Source organism: Macrococcus sp. S115, assembly GCF_030067655.1.
Classification (GTDB): Bacteria; Bacillota; Bacilli; order Staphylococcales; family Staphylococcaceae; genus Macrococcoides; species Macrococcoides psychrotolerans.
This window is the reverse complement of record NZ_JASJES010000004.1, coordinates 71,981-90,051: the sequence shown is the minus strand read 5'-3', so window position 1 is coordinate 90,051 and position 18,071 is coordinate 71,981. Positions and strand designations below refer to the sequence as shown.

Below are 18,071 nucleotides of genomic sequence, written 5' to 3'. Positions count from 1 at the left end.
GATAAAAGAAGGAGAAAACAAATGAAATTTACAACACTTACACGTGAAGCATTCAGTGCTTTCACAGACCAGCATCCAAGTCATTTTACACAGATGGCTGTAAACTATGATCTGAAGATCTCAGAAGGTATAGAGACACATCTGCTCGGTGTGAAAGATGAGAATAATGAAATCATAGCAGCAGGTCTATTTACATCAGTTCCTATAATGAAAATCTTCAAATATTTCTATTCAAACCGTGGTCCTGTCATGGATTATCACAATAGGGAACTCGTAACGTTCTTCTTTAATGAACTTAAGAAGTATATGAAACAGCATAAAGTGTTAAATTTAAGAATAGACCCTTACGTACCATACCAGTTACGTAATCACGATGGGGACATCATCGAAACATATAAGACAGATGATATTTTTGAAACATTGAAATCCCTTGGTTTCAAGCATGATGGGTTTACAACTGGATTTCACCCGATACACCAAATCAGATGGCATTCAGTCCTGGACCTAAAAGGTAAAACGAAGGAACAGCTCATAAAGGATATGGATAGTCTTAGGAAGCGTAATACTAAGAAGGTCATTAAAAATGGTATTAAAGTAAGATATCTGGAAAAAGACGAGCTCCATATTTTCCGTTCATTTATGCAGGATACAAGTGACAAGAAGGATTTCGAAGATCGTGGAGATGAATATTATATCTCAAGATTAGAAAAATTTGGAGATCGTGTGAAGATGCCGCTTGCCTATATTGACTTTAATACTTATATTCCCGAGCTAGAAGCAGAGCTTACAGAAATAGAACGTGCAATAGACAAAGCCAAAGCTGATATCGAGAGTAAACCAGAAAATAAAAAGGCACAAAATAAGTTAGCGGATAACGAAAGACAAAAACAAGCACTTTTAGAGAAACTGAAAGAAGCACAGCAACTGAAAGAAAATCATGGTGACACATTACCGATTGCTGCTGCGTTTTACTTTATAAATCCACATGAAGTAGTTTATTATGCCGGAGGGTCTTCGAATGAATTCAGACATTTCTCTGGAAGTTATGCAATTCAGTGGCACATGATCAACTATGCTATAGATCATGGCATCGACAAATATAATTTCTATGGCATTAGCGGTATCTTCAATGAGGATGCACCTGATGCGGGTGTTATTAAATTTAAAAAAGGTTATAATGCCGATGTCGTTGAGTATATCGGCGATTTTGAACTCCCTGTCAATAAAGGTGTCTATAATATATACAAACGAATCAAGAAATAAGTATTACTGGAGGCAGTATCTATGAAGTTTACAGAATTAACCGTTGAGGAATATGACCAATATATGTGGAAAACTGAGGCGATGAGTCATTATTTTCAAATGAAGGAGAATATAGAAAATCGTGAACAAAAAGGTTATCCCGTTGTATTGCTTGGTGTAAAAGAAGGAGAACGCGTCATCGCTGCAAGTCTCTTCTCGAAGATTCCGATGCTTGGAGGTTATCAGTACTATTCTAATAGGGGACCTGTGATGGACTTCCATGATTCGAAACTGGTTGACTTCTTCTTCAGAGGTCTTGACCATTACTTGAGACGTCATCAGGCAGTATTCGTAAAGATTGATCCTTATTGGATATACAAACGTTATGACAAGGATGTCAATGAAAAGGATGATGCTGCGAACGACGAGATTATTCATCAGCTCAAACAGCTTGGCTATCAGCATAAAGGATTCAAAAGAGGATACTCACCAGATGAACAAGTACGCTGGATGAGCGTCATGTATTTGCATGGAGAGACCCCGCAATCTCTGATGAAACAATTTGATTCCCAAAGAAAGCGCAATATCAAGAAAGCACAAAAATATGGTGTAAAAGTACGAATGCTGCATAAGGATGAACTGAATCTATTTCTTGACCTCTATCGAGAAACTGAAGAGAGAACCGGATTTATATCAAGACCGGATGACTATATGCAAGGATTCAATGATACATATGGAGAAAATATACTACTACCATTAGCGTATATAGACTTAGATGAATATATGCAGCAACTTTCGGAAGAACTTACACAAGCAGAAACTTCACGAGATCAGATGATGGCAAATGAAAATAAGAGCGAAAAACAACTGACGAAAATTGCGCAGAAAGATCGTGATATCGATCACATAAAACAAGAGCTGCTTGAAATAAGCGAATTGCGAAAAACAGATGGGCAAATACTAAATCTGGCAGCGGGCATGTTCTTCCAGAATCATTATGAAGTGAATTATTACTCAGGGGGTTCAAGCACAAAATATAACAAGTTCATGGGTCCATATGCAATGCATTGGTATATGATCAATTATTGTCTGGACCATGGCTATGACCGTTATAATTTTTATGGTGTGTCCGGAGATTTCACTGAAGACAGCGAAGATTATGGTGTATATCGTTTTAAACGTGGGTTTAACGCACAGATTGAGGAGCTCGTCGGTGACTTTATAAAACCAATCAATAAAACTAGATACAATGCATATCAGCTATTAACAAATGCGCGTACTAAAGCTGCACAAATAAAACAACGTATAAAAAAGTAATCACTTAAAGTGATTACTTTTTTATATATTTTAGTTTACATAATATATATTATCAGAAGTTATAGATTAGAAACAAACCAGAACCTACTCGTTCTGGTTTAATGCTCTTTTTCATGACGTTTTATAGATTCCATCTCTGATCGATTCTGTATATCATCATAACGTTTCTGTTCATCTAATGCTTGTTGTTTCATGCGTTTTGCTTTTCTATGATCGCGTGTCACATACCAGAAAATGATGCTTAAAATTAATGCAATCACAGACAGAAATACAGCATATCCTAACAAGGGCTGATATTTGATGGCATAAAAATTAGGTAAAATAAACGCAGCAATCGCTAAAGCTAAAAACGTTAGAACCGGTGCGAAAATAAATCTTCCCATCAACAATCCAAATAGTATTGAAATAACAACCATTCCTACAATTGAAATCAATAAAAAGTTTGGGATTTCATAAAAACTAATATCTCCTACTATAAACATCCAGTCACTCCTTTATCATTTATTTAATACTTTTAGTATTATATCCAATTTGTCGCTAAATATAACATAAAATCATAAATAAACGAACTTTCTAAATTATTAGAATAGTAGTACAATGAGAGTGTTAATTTAAAAATGAAAGGAAGATGATTTATGGGATTACCATCAAGAAGCGAAGTTAATGTGTCAGAAACATGGGATTTATCTCCCCTGTTTAAAGATGATGCTTCGTTTTATCAAGCGTTAGAACAAGCAGTAGAAAATGCACGTGAATTCAACAAGAAATATAAAGGTAATTTAAACAACGCAGACATAATCCATGAAGCGTTAGATACATATGCAGAGCTTAATATCGTATTAGATACTTTAGGAAATTATGCAAACTTGCAGTTCAGTACAGATCAGACAAACCCTGATGCCGGAAAACTATATAGCAAATTTTCTTCAAGTTACGGTAAGATTGCAAGCGAGCTTACATTTTTAAATTCGGAACTTATAGCAAAAGAAGAATCAGAGCTTATAACTTTGAAAGATACCCTGCCATATAGTCGTTTCTTTGAAAAATTAATTAAAGCGAAACCATATGAATTACATCCAGAGGTTGAAAAGGCTTTAGCATCGTTCTCTCCAGTGTTTAATGCTCCTTATAATTTATATGATACGACTAAAATGCAGGATATCGATTTCGGTACATTTGAAGCACACGGTAAGACGATACCGATGAGTTATGTTTCGTTCGAAGGTGAACTAGAAGTTGATAATGATACAGAAGTTAGACGCAACGCCTTTAAAGCTTTCTCTAATACTTTGAGAAGGTACGAACACACTACAGCAAAGACTTATGATACACAAGTGCAGCAGGAAAAGATTGAATCTGAATTAAGAGGATATGATTCAGTCATTGACTTCCTGTTACATGATCAGGAAGTGTCACGTGATCTATACAATCGCCAAATTGATTTAATAACGAAAGAACTTGCTCCACATATGCGTCGTTATGCAAAACTGATACAAAAAGCAAATAAACTTGAAACAATGAAATTTGAAGACTTAAAAATTTCATTGGATGAGTCATCTGAACCAGATATTACAGTAGAAGAATCACGTGATTACATTAAGAAAGCACTTTCTGTAATGGGCGAAGAATATATGCAGCTCGTGAACGATTCTTATGACAAACGCTATATTGATTTTGTACAGAATAAAGGGAAATCTACTGGTGCTTTTTGTGCAAGTCCATATGCTACGAATCCGTTTATCTTAATTTCATGGACGTCTAAAATGACTGAAGTATTTGTGTTAGCACATGAATTAGGACATGCTGGTCATTTTAACTATGCGAATAATAACCAGAATATATTTGATGCTAACTGCTCGCTGTATTTTGTAGAAGCACCAAGTACGATGAATGAAATGCTTATGGCAAATTACTTATTAAAAGAATCGGATGATCCTAAGTTTAAACGCTGGGTGATTGCATCGATTATCTCTAGAACGTACTATCACAATTTTGTGACACACTTGTTAGAAGCGGCATATCAACGTGAAGTCTATAATCGCGTAGATGCAGGTGAATCGCTTACTGCCCCACTTCTTAATGAAATAAAGCGTAACGTCATTTCAGATTTCTGGGGAGATGCTGTGGAAATTACTGAAGGTGCGGAACTGACATGGATGCGTCAACCTCACTATTATATGGGGTTATATCCGTATACGTATTCTGCAGGACTAACGATTGCGACACTTATGTCTAAACGAATATTAGAAGAAGGACAACCTGCTGTAGAAGCTTGGACTGAAGTATTAAAGGCTGGTGGCTCTAAAGCTCCTGTAGAACTTGCCAAAATGGTCAATATTGATTTAACTACGGATGCCCCACTTAAAGAAACGATTGCTTATATCGGAAGTCTCGTTGATGAACTTGAAAAGCTAACAGAAGAAATTGAGAATTAATAAAGGACTGATGTGTAATGTCTAAACAAAAAGTAGTTGTCATTACTGGTGATCAGAGTGGTATCGGTAAATGTATTAAAGAAAGTTTTGAAAAAATTGGCGCAATTGTATGTGGTATCGATATACAGGAAGGAAGTTTTTATCACGGTGATATCGCTGATGAGAAGGTACTGGAAGCATTTGTGTCGAAAGTAATAACACACTACCAAAAAGTAGATATTATTATTAATAACGCATTACCAGCTATGAAAGGTATTGATGATTGTACATATGAAGAATTTCAACATGCGCTTTCAGTCGGTGTAACTGCCCCATTCTATCTTGTGAAGTTATTGAAACCTCATCTAAGTGAAGGTGCGTCAATTGTAAATATCAGCTCTACTCGTGCAGCGATGAGTCAAGCTCAGACTGAAAGTTACAGCGCAGCAAAAGGCGGTATTCATGCGCTTACCCATGCACTGGCAGTGAGTTTAAGCGGCATTGCGCGTGTAAATGCTATCAGTCCGGGGTGGATTGACACTACAAATACAATCTATAAAGGTGCAAATGCGTACCAGCACCCTGCAGGTCGTGTTGGTAAACCTGAAGATATTGCGGAAATGGCCAAATTTCTATGTTCAGAAGCAGCAGCATTTATAACAGGCGAAAATATTACGATTGACGGTGGTATGAGTAAATTAATGATTTATCACAATGACCAGGGATGGTCATTACAATAAAAATAAAAAAACGGCTGAATCAGCCGTTTTTTTATTGATTTAATTTAATTTTATCGGGTTCAATAGTAATGCGCTTATTCTTATATAATCTGCCGATTGCGCGTTTAAAGCTACCTTTGCTCATATTAAATACTTCTTTAATCGCTTCAGGATCTGATTTATCAGAAAACGGAAGCTCCCCGCCATACTCATTCAGCATCGTTAAGATCATTTCAGAATCATCATCCATACGTTCATGCGCAAGTGGTAAAAATGAGCCGTTTAATATCCCATCTTCTTTATGACCAATGATACGTACTTCTACAGCTTCACCAAGACGTGGTTCGCTACGTCGTTCTGATTCATGTACGAAGATTTTATACCCTTCTTTTGATAGTAAAAATGTGCCGACACGTAAGAGTCGATAAGGATGTGCTGTAATCGTTGTATGAAGTAATGTTTCAGGCGCCGCTGTATACATCGTATCTACAATCGTTTCACTTGCAAGACGACCATATAACTGATCATTTCGGTCAACGCGTAAACATGCAAATACTTCATCTCCTGCCTCAGGCCACACTTCTTTTAATTTGGGAAGATCTTCCCAAGGGATGATGATCTCACGTGGTATACCGATATCTACGGTTACACCATCACGGTCTTTTTTGATAACCTTTACCCAATCATAACGATCTGTTGAGATATCAGGTATGTTTTGTGTTGCAAATAGATCACCTGTACGACCTGGGTAAACGAAAAATGAATAATCTTCGCCGATTTCTAGCTCATCACCCTCTAATACTTCAGATGCATTGAGCTTTACTTCTTCGCTGTTTGGTCCTAATAAATAATAAGTAGATCCTTCTAAACGGTCTACACGAAGGAAGTCGATACTTCCTGATAATTGTTTTTGTTCCATATGTCTCTCCTTTAAGGCTCTGCCTTTATCAATTACTTATTATAACACATAATTAAAATATAGTCTGTTAATGTATAAATGTACCGGAAAGCATGCTATTATTGAATATGGAATGCAAATTTGTTATCCAAATATGGTATAATTTACGCGAAATAATTATAAAGGAGATCATACATGTTACAAGTATCTAATGTAAGTTTACGTTTCGGCGATAGAAAGTTATTCGAGGATGTAAACATTAAATTTACTCCAGGCAACTGTTATGGTTTAATCGGTGCAAATGGTGCCGGAAAATCAACTTTTTTAAAAATCCTATCTGGTGAAATCGATTCACAGACAGGCCACGTTTCATTAGGAAAAGATGAGCGTTTATCTGTTTTAAAACAGGATCACTTTGCTTATGAAGAGGAACGCGTATTAGACGTCGTACTTCGTGGGAACGAAAGATTATGGACTGTAATGAAGGAAAAAGATGAAATCTACATGAAACCTGACTTTTCGGATGAAGATGGTATGCGCGCAGCTGAACTTGAAGGCGAATTTGGTGAAATGGGAGGCTGGACTGCAGAAAGTGATGCACAAGTATTACTCTCTGGACTCGGTATTAAAGACGATCTGCACGAAAAGAAAATGTCAGAGCTTGAAAACAATCAGAAGATCAAAGTGCTCTTAGCACAGGCACTATTTGGTGAACCTGATGTATTATTACTGGATGAGCCGACGAACGGGCTTGATATCCCTGCCATCAGCTGGTTAGAAGAATTTTTAATCAACTTTGAGAACACTGTGATCGTAGTATCCCATGACCGTCACTTCTTGAACAACGTATGTACGCATATTGCTGATCTTGACTACGGTAAGATTAAGATCTATGTTGGTAACTATGACTTCTGGTATCAGTCGAGTGAACTTGCACAGCAAATGTTACAGGATTCAAACAAGAAGAAAGAAGAAAAAATTAAAGAACTTCAAGATTTCGTTGCACGTTTCTCAGCAAACGCATCAAAATCTAAGCAAGCAACAAGCCGTAAGAAGATGCTTGAAAAAATTGAACTTGACGACATCCAGCCATCAAGTCGTAAGTACCCATTCGTTAACTTTAAACCTGAACGCGAAATCGGTAATGAGCTGCTTCAGGTGCAAGGATTATCAAAATCAATTGATGGCGTTAAGGTCTTAGATAACATTTCATTCACAATGAATCCAAATGATAAAGCTGTGCTTGTCGGTGATTCAGAGATTGCTAAGACAACATTACTAAAAATCTTGGCCGGAGAAATGGAACCTGATGAAGGTACTTATAAATGGGGTGTCACTACAAGTCAGACGTATTTACCAAAAGATAACTCTGAATACTTTGATGGTAAAAACATTGATCTTGTAGAATGGTTACGTCAGTATGCTCCACCAGAAGAACAAACTGAAACATTCTTACGTGGTTTCCTAGGACGTATGCTTTTCTCAGGTGAAGAAGTTCGCAAGAAAGCAACCGTATTATCAGGGGGAGAGAAAGTACGTTGTATGTTAAGTAAGATGATGTTGTCTAGTGCAAACGTATTATTATTAGATGAACCAACAAACCACCTCGACTTAGAAAGTATCACTGCAGTAAATGATGGCCTTAAAGCATTCAAAGGCTCAATCATCTTTACTTCACATGACTTTGAATTCATCAATACTATCGCTAACCGTGTCATCGACTTAAATGTAACTGGTGGTCTATCAAAAGAGATCACTTATGAAGAATACTTAAAGGAACAAGGCGTATTAAAATAATTTTCTAAAAATACTTTACAATTCAGAATACTTTTTGTATGATTATATTTATAACTTAATAAAGAAACAGATGAGGCGCATCAATCATGAGTACATAACTACCCTACTGCAATACGTTATGGAAAGGGTGCGATGCCGAAACGCTATATTATGTTGCAGCATACATAGTGTTGGATTCACAGGTTAAGAGCTAGGAATCTGTCATTATATTACTATAATGGAGTGCATCGCTTGTATATAAACGTTAACAAGCCCGGAGCATATCCGGGCTTGTTTTTTTGTTGCAGATGCCATAGGGGGATTTTAATTGCATAATCAAATAACTCAATCAAACATTCGTATATTAAAGTTTGGAGGTACATCAGTTAGTGATTTCGATAAGATTAGCACAGTCGCTAATTACTTAAAGGAACGCACAGAAAATAATGAAAAACTAGTTGTCATCGTTTCTGCAATGGGAAAAACTACAGATGACCTTATGAGAAATGTCAGTTCAATCTCTAGTACACCGAAAGAAAGTGCATTAGCGATGCTGCTTACTACTGGAGAACAGCAGACCATCTCTTACTTATCGATTATATTGCATGATCTACACGTTGCATCTATTGCGATGACCGGTAGTCAGGCGGGCATTCGCACGAAAGGACATTATCTTAAAAGTAAGATTACTGAAATTAATGATCAGAAGCTCATTGAAAATTTCAAATCACATGATGTTATCATTATCGCAGGGTTTCAAGGTATAAATGAACAGGATGAAATTACTACGCTCGGCCGTGGTGGTAGTGATACTACGGCGGTAGCACTAGCAGCAGCGTTAAGCGCTCCTTGTGAAATTTATACAGACGTTACAGGTGTCTTTGGAACAGACCCACGTATCTATCCTGAGACAAGACATATAGATGAGTTAAGCTTTGAAGAGATGATGGAACTCTCCTCTCTCGGATCTGGAGTACTTGAGACAAGAAGTGTTGAAATTGCTAGAAACTATAATATTCCGATTTATCTCGGAAAAACTTTATCGAATGAGAGAGGAACCTGGATTATGCCAAAAGACCAAATACTCGAGAAAAAAGCAGTGACTGGTGTCGCCTTAGATAACGATATGGAGTATGTGACACTAAGCTACCCGATGAATGATACGAAATTATTAAATCAATTATTTGATGAATTAGAACAAGAAGAAGTCAATATCGATATGATATCTCAAATCGTAAACTTAGATGGCCTTCAAATTTCATTCACAATGAAAGACACAGATAAGTTACAGATTGAACGTATTTTTAATAGATTAAGTACAAACTACCCGGCTATCAGCCATCAGTCGCGTTCAACGTATGCAAAGCTTTCTGTTATCGGTTCAGGTATGAGAGATATGAGCGGCGTTGCATCAAAGGTATTTAAATCATTGATTCATAATGAAATCCCCTTCTATCAGGTAACAACAAGTGAAATATCAATTTCATATGTTATAGATAAAGAAAACGGTGAACATGCAGTACAGTCATTATGTAAAGTATTTAATATATAAAATTAAGGAGAGTCAATTATGTATAAAATTGCAGTTGTAGGTGCTACAGGTTTAGTCGGACAAAAAATGCTTGAAGTTTTAGAAAGAAAGCAGATTCCATTTAATGAACTCGTATTATATTCCTCACCGCGTTCAGCCGGTAAATCTATGGAATATCAAGGCAAGACTTATACAGTAAGAGCTTTGACTGAAGAAGAAGCAGACCAGAAATTTGATTTTGTGCTTATGAGTGCAGGCGGTGCTACAAGTGAACGTTTTTCACCTATCTTTGAATCAGCAGGCAGCATCGTAATAGATAATTCAAGTGCTTTTAGAATGCATGAGGATATCGACCTCATTGTTCCTGAAGTTAATTCACCTAAACTTAAACGTAAAATTATCGCTAATCCGAACTGTTCTACGATTCAGTCTGTCGTACCTCTTAAACCACTGCAAGATAAATATGGTATTAGACGCGTCGCCTACACAACTTATCAAGCAGTGTCAGGAAGCGGTGTCGCAGGCATCAATGATCTTAAAAATGGCGCACAAGGGATTGCACCGACAAACTATCCCCACCCTATCTATAACAATGCTTTACCTCATATCGATGTATTCTTAGACAGTGGATACACAAAAGAAGAACAGAAGATGATTGATGAGACGAAGAAGATTCTTGGATTACAAGATGTAAAGGTGACAGCAACTTGTGTCAGAATCCCAGTTCAGGATAGCCATTCAGTTGCAATCAATGTCACACTTGATAAAGAAGCTACAGTTGAAGAGATAAAACAGCTCTTCGAAAATGACGATTCAGTCGTGCTTATAGATAATCCACAGGACAATGAATACCCTATGGCGATTACAGCGACAGGAACTGATCATGTTTATGTAGGACGAATCAGAAGAGATGACTCATTAGAGAATTCCTTCCATATCTGGTGTACTGCCGATAACCTTCTAAAAGGCGCAGCACTGAATGCGGTTCAAATTCTAGGACAGATTCATACGCATCAATTAAATCGATAAGGAGTGAAATTATGAACGTACACTTTAAAGGAACAGGTGTTGCAGTAACTACTCCATTTAATGGACAAACGATAGATTACAGATTATTCGAAGAACATTTAAATTTTCTTATCAATAATAATGTTGAAGCATTAATAATTAATGGGACAACGGGTGAAGGTTCTACATTAACAGAAGATGAAAAACTTAAAACTATTGAAATAGCAGTACGCGTTGCACATGGTAGAGTTCCTGTAATTGCTGGTACCGGAACAAATAATACGCAGGCATCAATAGATCATTCATTAAAGGTCAAAACTTTAGGAGTTGATGGTATCATGCTGATTACGCCTTACTATAATAAAACAAGTCAGCGTGGCCTCATTGCCCATTTCACCACAATTGCAGATGCTGTAGAATTGCCAGTATTACTCTATAATGTACCCTCCAGAACCAATATGACGATAGAACCAGAAACTGTCGCAACTTTAGCGGCACACCCTTATATATACGGTATAAAAGACGCAACAGGTGATATGAACTATATGAAAGCATTAAAATCTGCGGTCTCTGATGACTTCGCATTGTATAGTGGTAATGATGATAGTGTCCTGCCATTTTATGAAGCGGGTGGCGACGGCGTAATTTCAGTTATTGCAAATGTGATACCAGCAAAGTTCAGTGATGTTTACCGAATATATCAGGTTGATCGCAATCAAGCTGAGCATCAGTTCAATAATGTGCTGCCCCTCATAGATGCATTATCTGTAGACGTCAATCCTATACCGATTAAAGCACTGGTCACTTATATCGGTTATGCGAATGGTGAATTACGATTACCTTTAGTTCCGATGTTAGAACAAGATACAAAACAGCTGATTGAAGTATATAATCGTATTGCTAAAGGAAGTGATCTTTCATGAAGATTATTTTAAATGGTTACGGAGCTATGAATCAACGTGTGGCACATCTAGCTGAGAATAGAGGACATGAAATAGCAGGTATAATATTAAGCAAAAAAAGATCAGCACCCTACCCTGTCTATACATCAGACAAATTAGAAACACTTCCAGAAGCTGATGTTATCATAGACTTTTCTAATCCAGCCTTATCTATTCCATTATTAAAAAGTGATGTCGATACCCCTATCGTTATGGCTACAACAGGAGAGAAAGAATTGATTATCGAGCTGCTAAAATTAAAAAGTGCGCACTCTCCTGTATTTTTCAGTGCAAATATGAGTTACGGTGTCCATGTACTTACTGAACTTGTTAAATATGCAGTACCGTTGTTAACGAATATGGATATCGAACTGATTGAACGTCATCATAATAAAAAGGTTGATGCGCCAAGTGGTACACTCGTTAATCTTTTAGATGCAATTACTTCAGAACGTTCATTAAACCCCGTTTATGATCGCACAGACGTTCATACCCCACGTAATAAGGATGATATTGGTATCAGTGTTGTACGTGGGGGTACGATTGTCGGCGAACACGAAATATTATTTGCAGGACATGACGAAACAATTCAGATTACCCATCAGGCATTAAGCAAAGATATATTTGCCAATGGAAGTATCGAGGTTGCAGAGAAATTAATTCAGAAAGAAAAAGGCTATTACACATTTGAAAATTTATAATAAAGGAGCATAACAATGCATGAATTTACAGCACAGGAAATCATACAATACATTAGTGAGTCAGAAAAAAAGACACCAGTTAAAGTTTATTTAAATGGAAACTTTTCAGATGTAACTTTTCCGGAGACTATGAAAGTATTTGGATGCGAGACATCAAAAACAATTTTCACTGAACTGTCAGAGTGGGAAAAGTTCTACGAAAATAATAAAACACTTGTGACTGATGTTGAAATTGAATATGACAGAAGAAACTCAGCAATTCCATTGATTGATCAGACAAAAGTTAACGCTAGAATTGAACCAGGAGCTTTCATTCGTGAACATGCAGTCATTCATGATAATGCAGTTATTATGATGGGTGCAACGATTAATATCGGTGCTGTCGTGGGAGAAGGAACAATGATTGATATGAATGCCACGCTTGGTGGTCGTGCAACAACTGGTAAGAATGTTCATGTTGGTGCAGGTGCAGTACTTGCTGGCGTAATTGAACCTCCAAGTGCACAACCAGTGATCATAGAAGACGATGTACTTATCGGAGCAAATGCCGTTGTACTAGAAGGTGTACGTATCGGCAAAGGTGCAGTTGTAGCAGCTGGAGCGATTGTTACTGAAGATGTCCCTGCTGGTAGTGTAGTAGCTGGGACACCTGCTAGAGTAATTAAGCAAGCTCATGAAGTAGAAGGCAGTAAGATTGAGATTGTACAGGCATTAAGACAGTTAAAGAAATAGCAGGAAGCTAATTGTGCTTGTCACAATTAGCTTTAAATTTTATGAGGTGAAACAATGGAATTAGATTATATTACACATATTAGACGCACATTGCATATGTATCCAGAATTAGGATTTGAAGAATACAAAACAACAGAATTAATCAAATCAGAACTTGATAAAATGGGAATCGCTTATGATTCTCCCCTAGGTACTGGTTGTGTTGCTTATATTAAGGGTACAGGAACATCTTCAATTGCTTTTAGAGCAGATATTGATGCCCTGCCGATTCATGAAGAAAATGATGTGCCCTACCGTTCTGTACGTGATGGAGTAATGCATGCTTGTGGACACGATGGTCATACGACAATGCTACTCGCATTAATACGACGCATTAAACAAAGCCATGATATTACACCGTTAAATTCAACTGTTTACTTTATATTTCAGCCATCTGAAGAGTCAGGTGCTGGCGCTCATCATCTACTGAATGCATATCAATTTGAAATTCAGCCTTCATATATATTCGGATTACATATGCAGCCCGATAACGATGAAGGTACATTATTAAGCAGACCTGGTGCATTAACTGCCAGCGCAACTGAATATCGTTTCTTTATTAATGGCACATCGAGTCATGTTGCCAACAAAGAACAAGGACATTCGACTGCTGCAGCCTTGACGATGATACTCAATCAACTCTCTCAAATCCAGCATTATCATCTTCCAGGCTTAAAGTCGAATATCATCCATATCGGTAAATTGCATGCAGGTGAAGCAATCAATACAGTGCCTAGCAATGGTTACTTAGAAGGTACAATCAGAACATACGATATGGACAATCTAGCAGTTATTAAACAACAGATGGATCATATTGCAACCTCTGCTCAGTTAATTACCGGTTGTACAATAGAGGTTAAATTTGCGGAAGGGTATCCTCCAACGATAAATAACGAGTTAGCATATGCATTCATGAGCGAAGCTTTGATTGATAGTAAAATCAATAGAATAGAAAAAGAAGAACCTTATTTATTTGGAGAGGATTTCTCTTTCTACGGAAAAGTCATACCCAGCACCTTCGCATTTTTAGGGTGCAGAAATGAAGATAAACAGTTTGTTACAGGGCTTCATACGTCGACATTCAACTTTGATGAATCAGCACTGATATATGGGATTGACGTTCTGGAAGCAATTTTTAACAGATTTGAGGGATCAAAATGACTGCGCGATGGACTGTAGATCGTACTAAGTTTGTGGAAAATGTGAAATCCGTGAAGAGCAATACTCCTGTAATGGCCGTCGTAAAGAACAATGCCTATCATTATGGACTGGAATTTGCAATAGATGCATTTCTACAAGCTGGTATTACAACTTTTAGTACAACGAATTTAAATGAAGCAATTCTCATAAGAAAAATAGCACCCGAAGCTACTATATTTTTGATGAATCCTGTTACTCAATTCAACGACTTAAGACAATATAATATTCAAATGACGTTACCTTCTCTAGCATTCTATCATAAGTATCAGAATGAATTAGATGGGATATCAGTACATCTCGAATATGAAAATCTTCTCCATCGCTCTGGATTTAAAACATTTGAAGAAATGAAAGCTGTAATTGATGACAATAATCAGTTACCTGTTCACTTACAGATGAATATTAACGGGATATGGACACATTTCGGTTATGCCGATGAATTTGATATTACGGAATACGAAAATGAAAAAGAAGCCTGGTTAAAAGGACTGAAATGGATTTCTGAGTATCATGCTTTTGAAATGATCCATAGTCAAAATAGCGCTAGCTTTATGAGAGATAGCCTATTTGATGATCATACACATGTCAGAATTGGCATTATTCTTTATGGAAGCAGACCCTATGCATCATTAGATGAATCTGTTACCCACCAATCATTGACTGTTAGTGCAAATGTAATTCAAGTAAGAAATATATCAAAGGGAGAATCTGCAGGATACAGCTTCGCCTTTACAGCAGAGAAAGAAACGAAGCTTGCTGTAGTAGATATCGGTTATGGTGATGGCATATTGAGGACGAGAAGTAAGCATGACTGCATCATCAAGGGCAAACGTCATCCTATCCGCGCTTTGATGATGAGTCATATGTTTGTAGAAGTAGATGATACAGTGCAAGCTGGAGATGAAGTAATATTATATAGTAACGAGATTAGAATCGATGCGTTCACTTTTAAAGGTGTCGGAGCAAATTCTGAACAGCTCAGTGCACTGAACCATCATTCATTAAAAAAGGAGTATATCAATGACATTAACGTATATCAATAATCAACTTACAATCAACGGACATAATATTCGACAAATTACTGAAGAATATGGTACCCCACTATTTATCTACGATGAGGATGAAATACGTAATCAATGCAGAAGATTTCATAGTGCATTAAAAGCATCTGGATTAAACTACACAATCTCTTATGCTTCTAAGGCATTTACATCTATTCAGTTATTTAATTTAATGAATGAAGAGCATATGGGACTTGATGTCGTTAGTGAAGGAGAACTATTTACAGCACTACATTCAAAAATTTCACCTTCACAGATCCATTTTCATGGAAACAATAAAACAGATCGAGAAATTAAATACGCGATTGAGTCAGGGGTTGAATATTTTGTTATCGATAGCCTTGATGAAATCGAACGCATCAATGATATTGCGCGTTCATTAGAACAAACTGTAAAAGCAGTACTACGCATTAATCCTGGCGTTGAAGCTCATACGCATGAATTTATTCAGACTGGCCAGGAAGATAGTAAATTTGGTTTAAGTATCAGACATGGACTAGCAATAAAAGGCGTAAGACAAATTGAAGCCGCACCTCATATCGAATTCAAAGGTGTTCATTTCCACATTGGATCACAAATATTTGAGTCTACGGGCACAATCAAGACGATTGAACTTGTCATAAACTGGCTGACACAACACAAAATTGAAATTGATATATTAAATATTGGTGGTGGTTTCAGCATCAAATATACTTCAGAAGATATCAGCTACCCTATCGAAGAAGGTATTAAGAGGATAACTGAAACACTAATAAATGAATGTAAGAAACATTCCTATCCTGTACCAGAAATATCATTAGAACCGGGGCGCTCAATCGTCGGTGAAGCTGGTATTACAGTCTATGAGGTTGGTACTGTCAAAGAGATTCCTGATACAAACTGTTATGTATCAATAGATGGTGGGATGAGCGATCACATACGGACAGCATTATATAATGCGAAATACGAACTACTACTTGTAGATCGTAATGAAATACACGATAAAGAAGTAACCGTCGCTGGTAAATTATGCGAATCTGGCGACATTATTATGCGCAATATAATGCTCCCCTCATCAATTAAACGTGGTGATTTGCTAGTGGTTAAAGCGACAGGTGCATATCATTATAGTATGAGTTCTAATTATAACCAGATGTTAAAGCCAGCAGTAATATTTGTCACGAAAGATAACGTACGACAAGTAATAAAAAGACAATCTTTAGAACATCTGACTGCAAACGAAGTTCTTTAATCCCCTATTTATTTTTGGGGATTTTTAAATATAAATAAAAGTTTACATAATATTATTATAATATTTTATAGTTAAAAAATATTAACCCCCAACTAATGTTGGGGGTTAATATTAACGTTCATATATAATTTATTGCATTAAAATTATAATTTGACAACGTTAGCAGCTTGTGGTCCGCGGTCGCCTTCAACAACTTCGAATTCCACTGCTTGTCCTTCTTCTAATGATTTGTACCCTTCTTGATTGATCGCTGAGAAATGTACGAATACATCATTTTCTCCTTCGATCTCGATGAATCCAAATCCTTTTTCTGCGTTAAACCATTTTACTGTACCTTGTTTCATAATAAGAAACCTCCACACTATATAATTCAATATGTGATTATTCACATATTACAAAATAAACATGTGCAGTGTATTTCTTATACATCTTCTTACATTTACTTTGTAATATGGAATAATCCTATTGGTTATATAATATTATAAGATACACAACTTAGATATGCAATACAATAAACTGTATATTTTAACTTTTTACAATCTTTAATCTATTGTAACATTAAAGCTTCATCGTGACGATCTGCTTATCTTTAAAGACGATCAGACTGTGAAAGATTTGAATATCATCATCACAGTCTTCACAGTAAATCAGTTCACAGTTATTATAGAATGCATGAATATTATGCTTTCCGATAAGCTCGTTTTTAAATTTTTTTCTTAGCTTATTGAGTTGCTCACTATAATATGTCTCTGTGTCTTTTAACGTACTAAATCTATTAAGTTCTGTCACACAGTCCCATAAATCTTCAAAAAGCCACCATCCTTCATATTCTGTTCGAATAGTAACGACCTCATACATGGCATTCACCTCTCCATCACATTATGAATGTCATCATAAAAAAGTTCAAGTAAATGCTATTACCAATGCGATTTATTAGGAGTTTTTTGCATTCTTACTTATAATAATAAATAAGAGGTGACATTAATGAAAACATTGCATATTAAAGTTTTCGGTAAAGTCCAGGGCGTTGGATTTCGATATTTTACCGAAAGACTAGCGCTACAATATCACATTACTGGCACTGTTCAAAATGTAGATGAGCATGTAGAAATCTATGCGACTGGCGATGAAAATTTGTCACAATTTGAACATGCTGTAATACGCGGTGCATCTCCTATGTCTAAGGTGGAGTCATATACATCAGAAGAAATATCGCCTCAGCAATTCAATAGATTTACAACGCTTAAATAAATGACAAGGA

At 36.6% G+C, this 18,071-nt stretch carries 18 protein-coding genes and 1 riboswitch; of the genes, 14 read left to right on the top strand and 4 right to left on the bottom strand.

The window, feature by feature from the left end; translation table 11 throughout:
- Nucleotides 1-21 precede the first annotated feature (21 nt).
- Both QNJ52_RS06580 and QNJ52_RS06575 read left to right on the top strand, forming a co-directional pair.
- Nucleotides 22-1,263: an aminoacyltransferase gene (locus QNJ52_RS06580; RefSeq protein WP_283722165.1), complete on the top strand. Its 1,242-nt coding sequence runs from the start codon at nt 22-24 to the stop codon at nt 1,261-1,263.
- 21 nt (nt 1,264-1,284) lie between these two features.
- A complete protein-coding gene (locus tag QNJ52_RS06575) occupies nt 1,285-2,559 on the top strand; it encodes an aminoacyltransferase (protein WP_283722164.1) in 1,275 nt (424 codons plus the stop codon).
- A gap of 98 nt (nt 2,560-2,657) precedes the next feature.
- Here the strand turns inward: QNJ52_RS06575 and QNJ52_RS06570 are convergent, their stop codons facing one another.
- Complete coding sequence (locus QNJ52_RS06570) at nt 2,658-3,041, bottom strand: hypothetical protein (protein WP_219494781.1); 384 nt, start codon at nt 3,039-3,041, stop codon at nt 2,658-2,660.
- A 153-nt stretch (nt 3,042-3,194) separates the two neighbouring features.
- On the opposite strand from QNJ52_RS06570, the gene pepF reads away from it, so the two are divergent.
- Nucleotides 3,195-4,994, top strand: a complete 1,800-nt coding sequence (gene pepF, locus QNJ52_RS06565; protein ID WP_283722163.1) for an oligoendopeptidase F — start codon at nt 3,195-3,197, stop codon at nt 4,992-4,994.
- A gap of 17 nt (nt 4,995-5,011) precedes the next feature.
- The gene (locus QNJ52_RS06560; RefSeq protein WP_283722162.1) at nt 5,012-5,713 is read left to right on the top strand and encodes an SDR family oxidoreductase; all 702 of its coding nucleotides are present in this window, start codon (nt 5,012-5,014) and stop codon (nt 5,711-5,713) included.
- Nucleotides 5,714-5,744: 31 nt separating this feature from the next.
- On the opposite strand, the gene QNJ52_RS06555 is transcribed toward QNJ52_RS06560, so the two are convergent.
- Entirely contained in the window at nt 5,745-6,611 is an 867-nt protein-coding gene (locus tag QNJ52_RS06555; protein WP_219494784.1) for a CvfB family protein, read from the bottom strand.
- Between the two features lie 174 nt (nt 6,612-6,785).
- On the opposite strand from QNJ52_RS06555, the gene QNJ52_RS06550 reads away from it, so the two are divergent.
- The 9 genes from QNJ52_RS06550 to lysA all read left to right on the top strand — a co-directional run bounded on the left by QNJ52_RS06550 (nt 6,786) and on the right by lysA (nt 16,810).
- Nucleotides 6,786-8,387: an ABC-F family ATP-binding cassette domain-containing protein gene (locus QNJ52_RS06550; RefSeq protein ID WP_283722161.1), complete on the top strand. Its 1,602-nt coding sequence runs from the start codon at nt 6,786-6,788 to the stop codon at nt 8,385-8,387.
- A 62-nt stretch (nt 8,388-8,449) separates the two neighbouring features.
- Nucleotides 8,450-8,623: riboswitch (Lysine riboswitch) on the top strand.
- 71 nt (nt 8,624-8,694) lie between these two features.
- Complete coding sequence (locus tag QNJ52_RS06545) at nt 8,695-9,918, top strand: aspartate kinase (protein WP_283722160.1); 1,224 nt, start codon at nt 8,695-8,697, stop codon at nt 9,916-9,918.
- Nucleotides 9,919-9,936: 18 nt separating this feature from the next.
- Nucleotides 9,937-10,926 carry an aspartate-semialdehyde dehydrogenase gene (locus tag QNJ52_RS06540; protein WP_283722159.1) on the top strand — a complete coding sequence of 330 codons (990 nt, stop codon included), beginning with the start codon at nt 9,937-9,939 and terminating at the stop codon, nt 10,924-10,926.
- An 11-nt stretch (nt 10,927-10,937) separates the two neighbouring features.
- Nucleotides 10,938-11,828 carry a 4-hydroxy-tetrahydrodipicolinate synthase gene (gene dapA, locus QNJ52_RS06535; RefSeq protein WP_283722158.1) on the top strand — a complete coding sequence of 297 codons (891 nt, stop codon included), beginning with the start codon at nt 10,938-10,940 and terminating at the stop codon, nt 11,826-11,828.
- Entirely contained in the window at nt 11,825-12,547 is a 723-nt protein-coding gene (gene dapB / locus QNJ52_RS06530) for a 4-hydroxy-tetrahydrodipicolinate reductase (protein ID WP_283722157.1), read from the top strand. The genes dapA and dapB overlap by 4 nt, the downstream gene beginning before the upstream one ends.
- Nucleotides 12,548-12,562: 15 nt before the next feature.
- Entirely contained in the window at nt 12,563-13,279 is a 717-nt protein-coding gene (gene dapD / locus QNJ52_RS06525) for a 2,3,4,5-tetrahydropyridine-2,6-dicarboxylate N-acetyltransferase (protein WP_283722156.1), read from the top strand.
- 54 nt (nt 13,280-13,333) lie between these two features.
- Complete coding sequence (locus QNJ52_RS06520) at nt 13,334-14,479, top strand: M20 metallopeptidase family protein (protein WP_283722155.1); 1,146 nt, start codon at nt 13,334-13,336, stop codon at nt 14,477-14,479.
- A complete protein-coding gene (gene alr, locus QNJ52_RS06515; RefSeq protein WP_283722154.1) occupies nt 14,476-15,561 on the top strand; it encodes an alanine racemase in 1,086 nt (361 codons plus the stop codon). The genes QNJ52_RS06520 and alr overlap by 4 nt, the downstream gene beginning before the upstream one ends.
- Nucleotides 15,539-16,810, top strand: coding sequence for a diaminopimelate decarboxylase (gene lysA, locus QNJ52_RS06510; protein WP_283722153.1), 1,272 nt, complete (start codon nt 15,539-15,541; stop codon nt 16,808-16,810). The genes alr and lysA overlap by 23 nt, the downstream gene beginning before the upstream one ends.
- 143 nt (nt 16,811-16,953) lie before the next feature.
- On the opposite strand, the gene cspA is transcribed toward lysA, so the two are convergent.
- Together cspA and QNJ52_RS06500 are read right to left on the bottom strand one after the other, a co-directional pair.
- Entirely contained in the window at nt 16,954-17,154 is a 201-nt protein-coding gene (gene cspA / locus QNJ52_RS06505) for a cold shock protein CspA (RefSeq protein WP_016912585.1), read from the bottom strand.
- A 214-nt stretch (nt 17,155-17,368) separates the two neighbouring features.
- On the bottom strand, nt 17,369-17,668 hold the full coding sequence (locus tag QNJ52_RS06500; RefSeq protein ID WP_283722152.1) for a DUF1033 family protein: 300 nt from the start codon (nt 17,666-17,668) through the stop codon (nt 17,369-17,371).
- Between the two features lie 126 nt (nt 17,669-17,794).
- Here QNJ52_RS06500 and QNJ52_RS06495 point away from each other — a divergent pair, with 126 nt between their 5' ends.
- Nucleotides 17,795-18,061, top strand: coding sequence for an acylphosphatase (locus QNJ52_RS06495; RefSeq protein WP_283722151.1), 267 nt, complete (start codon nt 17,795-17,797; stop codon nt 18,059-18,061).
- Nucleotides 18,062-18,071 lie beyond the last annotated feature (10 nt).

What these genes read in the sequence shown, in the direction of transcription:
- QNJ52_RS06500 (WP_283722152.1), bottom strand. Translation starts at nt 17,668, where the DNA reads ATGTATGAGGTCGTTACTATTCGAACAGAATATGAAGGATGGTGGCTT.
- QNJ52_RS06560 (WP_283722162.1), top strand. Translation starts at nt 5,012, where the DNA reads ATGTCTAAACAAAAAGTAGTTGTCATTACTGGTGATCAGAGTGGTATC.
- QNJ52_RS06570 (WP_219494781.1), bottom strand. Translation starts at nt 3,041, where the DNA reads ATGTTTATAGTAGGAGATATTAGTTTTTATGAAATCCCAAACTTTTTA.
- QNJ52_RS06520 (WP_283722155.1), top strand. Translation starts at nt 13,334, where the DNA reads ATGGAATTAGATTATATTACACATATTAGACGCACATTGCATATGTAT.
- dapA (WP_283722158.1), top strand. Translation starts at nt 10,938, where the DNA reads ATGAACGTACACTTTAAAGGAACAGGTGTTGCAGTAACTACTCCATTT.
- QNJ52_RS06540 (WP_283722159.1), top strand. Translation starts at nt 9,937, where the DNA reads ATGTATAAAATTGCAGTTGTAGGTGCTACAGGTTTAGTCGGACAAAAA.
- lysA (WP_283722153.1), top strand. Translation starts at nt 15,539, where the DNA reads ATGACATTAACGTATATCAATAATCAACTTACAATCAACGGACATAAT.
- QNJ52_RS06550 (WP_283722161.1), top strand. Translation starts at nt 6,786, where the DNA reads ATGTTACAAGTATCTAATGTAAGTTTACGTTTCGGCGATAGAAAGTTA.
- cspA (WP_016912585.1), bottom strand. Translation starts at nt 17,154, where the DNA reads ATGAAACAAGGTACAGTAAAATGGTTTAACGCAGAAAAAGGATTTGGA.
- dapB (WP_283722157.1), top strand. Translation starts at nt 11,825, where the DNA reads ATGAAGATTATTTTAAATGGTTACGGAGCTATGAATCAACGTGTGGCA.
- QNJ52_RS06575 (WP_283722164.1), top strand. Translation starts at nt 1,285, where the DNA reads ATGAAGTTTACAGAATTAACCGTTGAGGAATATGACCAATATATGTGG.
- QNJ52_RS06495 (WP_283722151.1), top strand. Translation starts at nt 17,795, where the DNA reads ATGAAAACATTGCATATTAAAGTTTTCGGTAAAGTCCAGGGCGTTGGA.
- QNJ52_RS06555 (WP_219494784.1), bottom strand. Translation starts at nt 6,611, where the DNA reads ATGGAACAAAAACAATTATCAGGAAGTATCGACTTCCTTCGTGTAGAC.
- dapD (WP_283722156.1), top strand. Translation starts at nt 12,563, where the DNA reads ATGCATGAATTTACAGCACAGGAAATCATACAATACATTAGTGAGTCA.
- QNJ52_RS06580 (WP_283722165.1), top strand. Translation starts at nt 22, where the DNA reads ATGAAATTTACAACACTTACACGTGAAGCATTCAGTGCTTTCACAGAC.
- alr (WP_283722154.1), top strand. Translation starts at nt 14,476, where the DNA reads ATGACTGCGCGATGGACTGTAGATCGTACTAAGTTTGTGGAAAATGTG.
- pepF (WP_283722163.1), top strand. Translation starts at nt 3,195, where the DNA reads ATGGGATTACCATCAAGAAGCGAAGTTAATGTGTCAGAAACATGGGAT.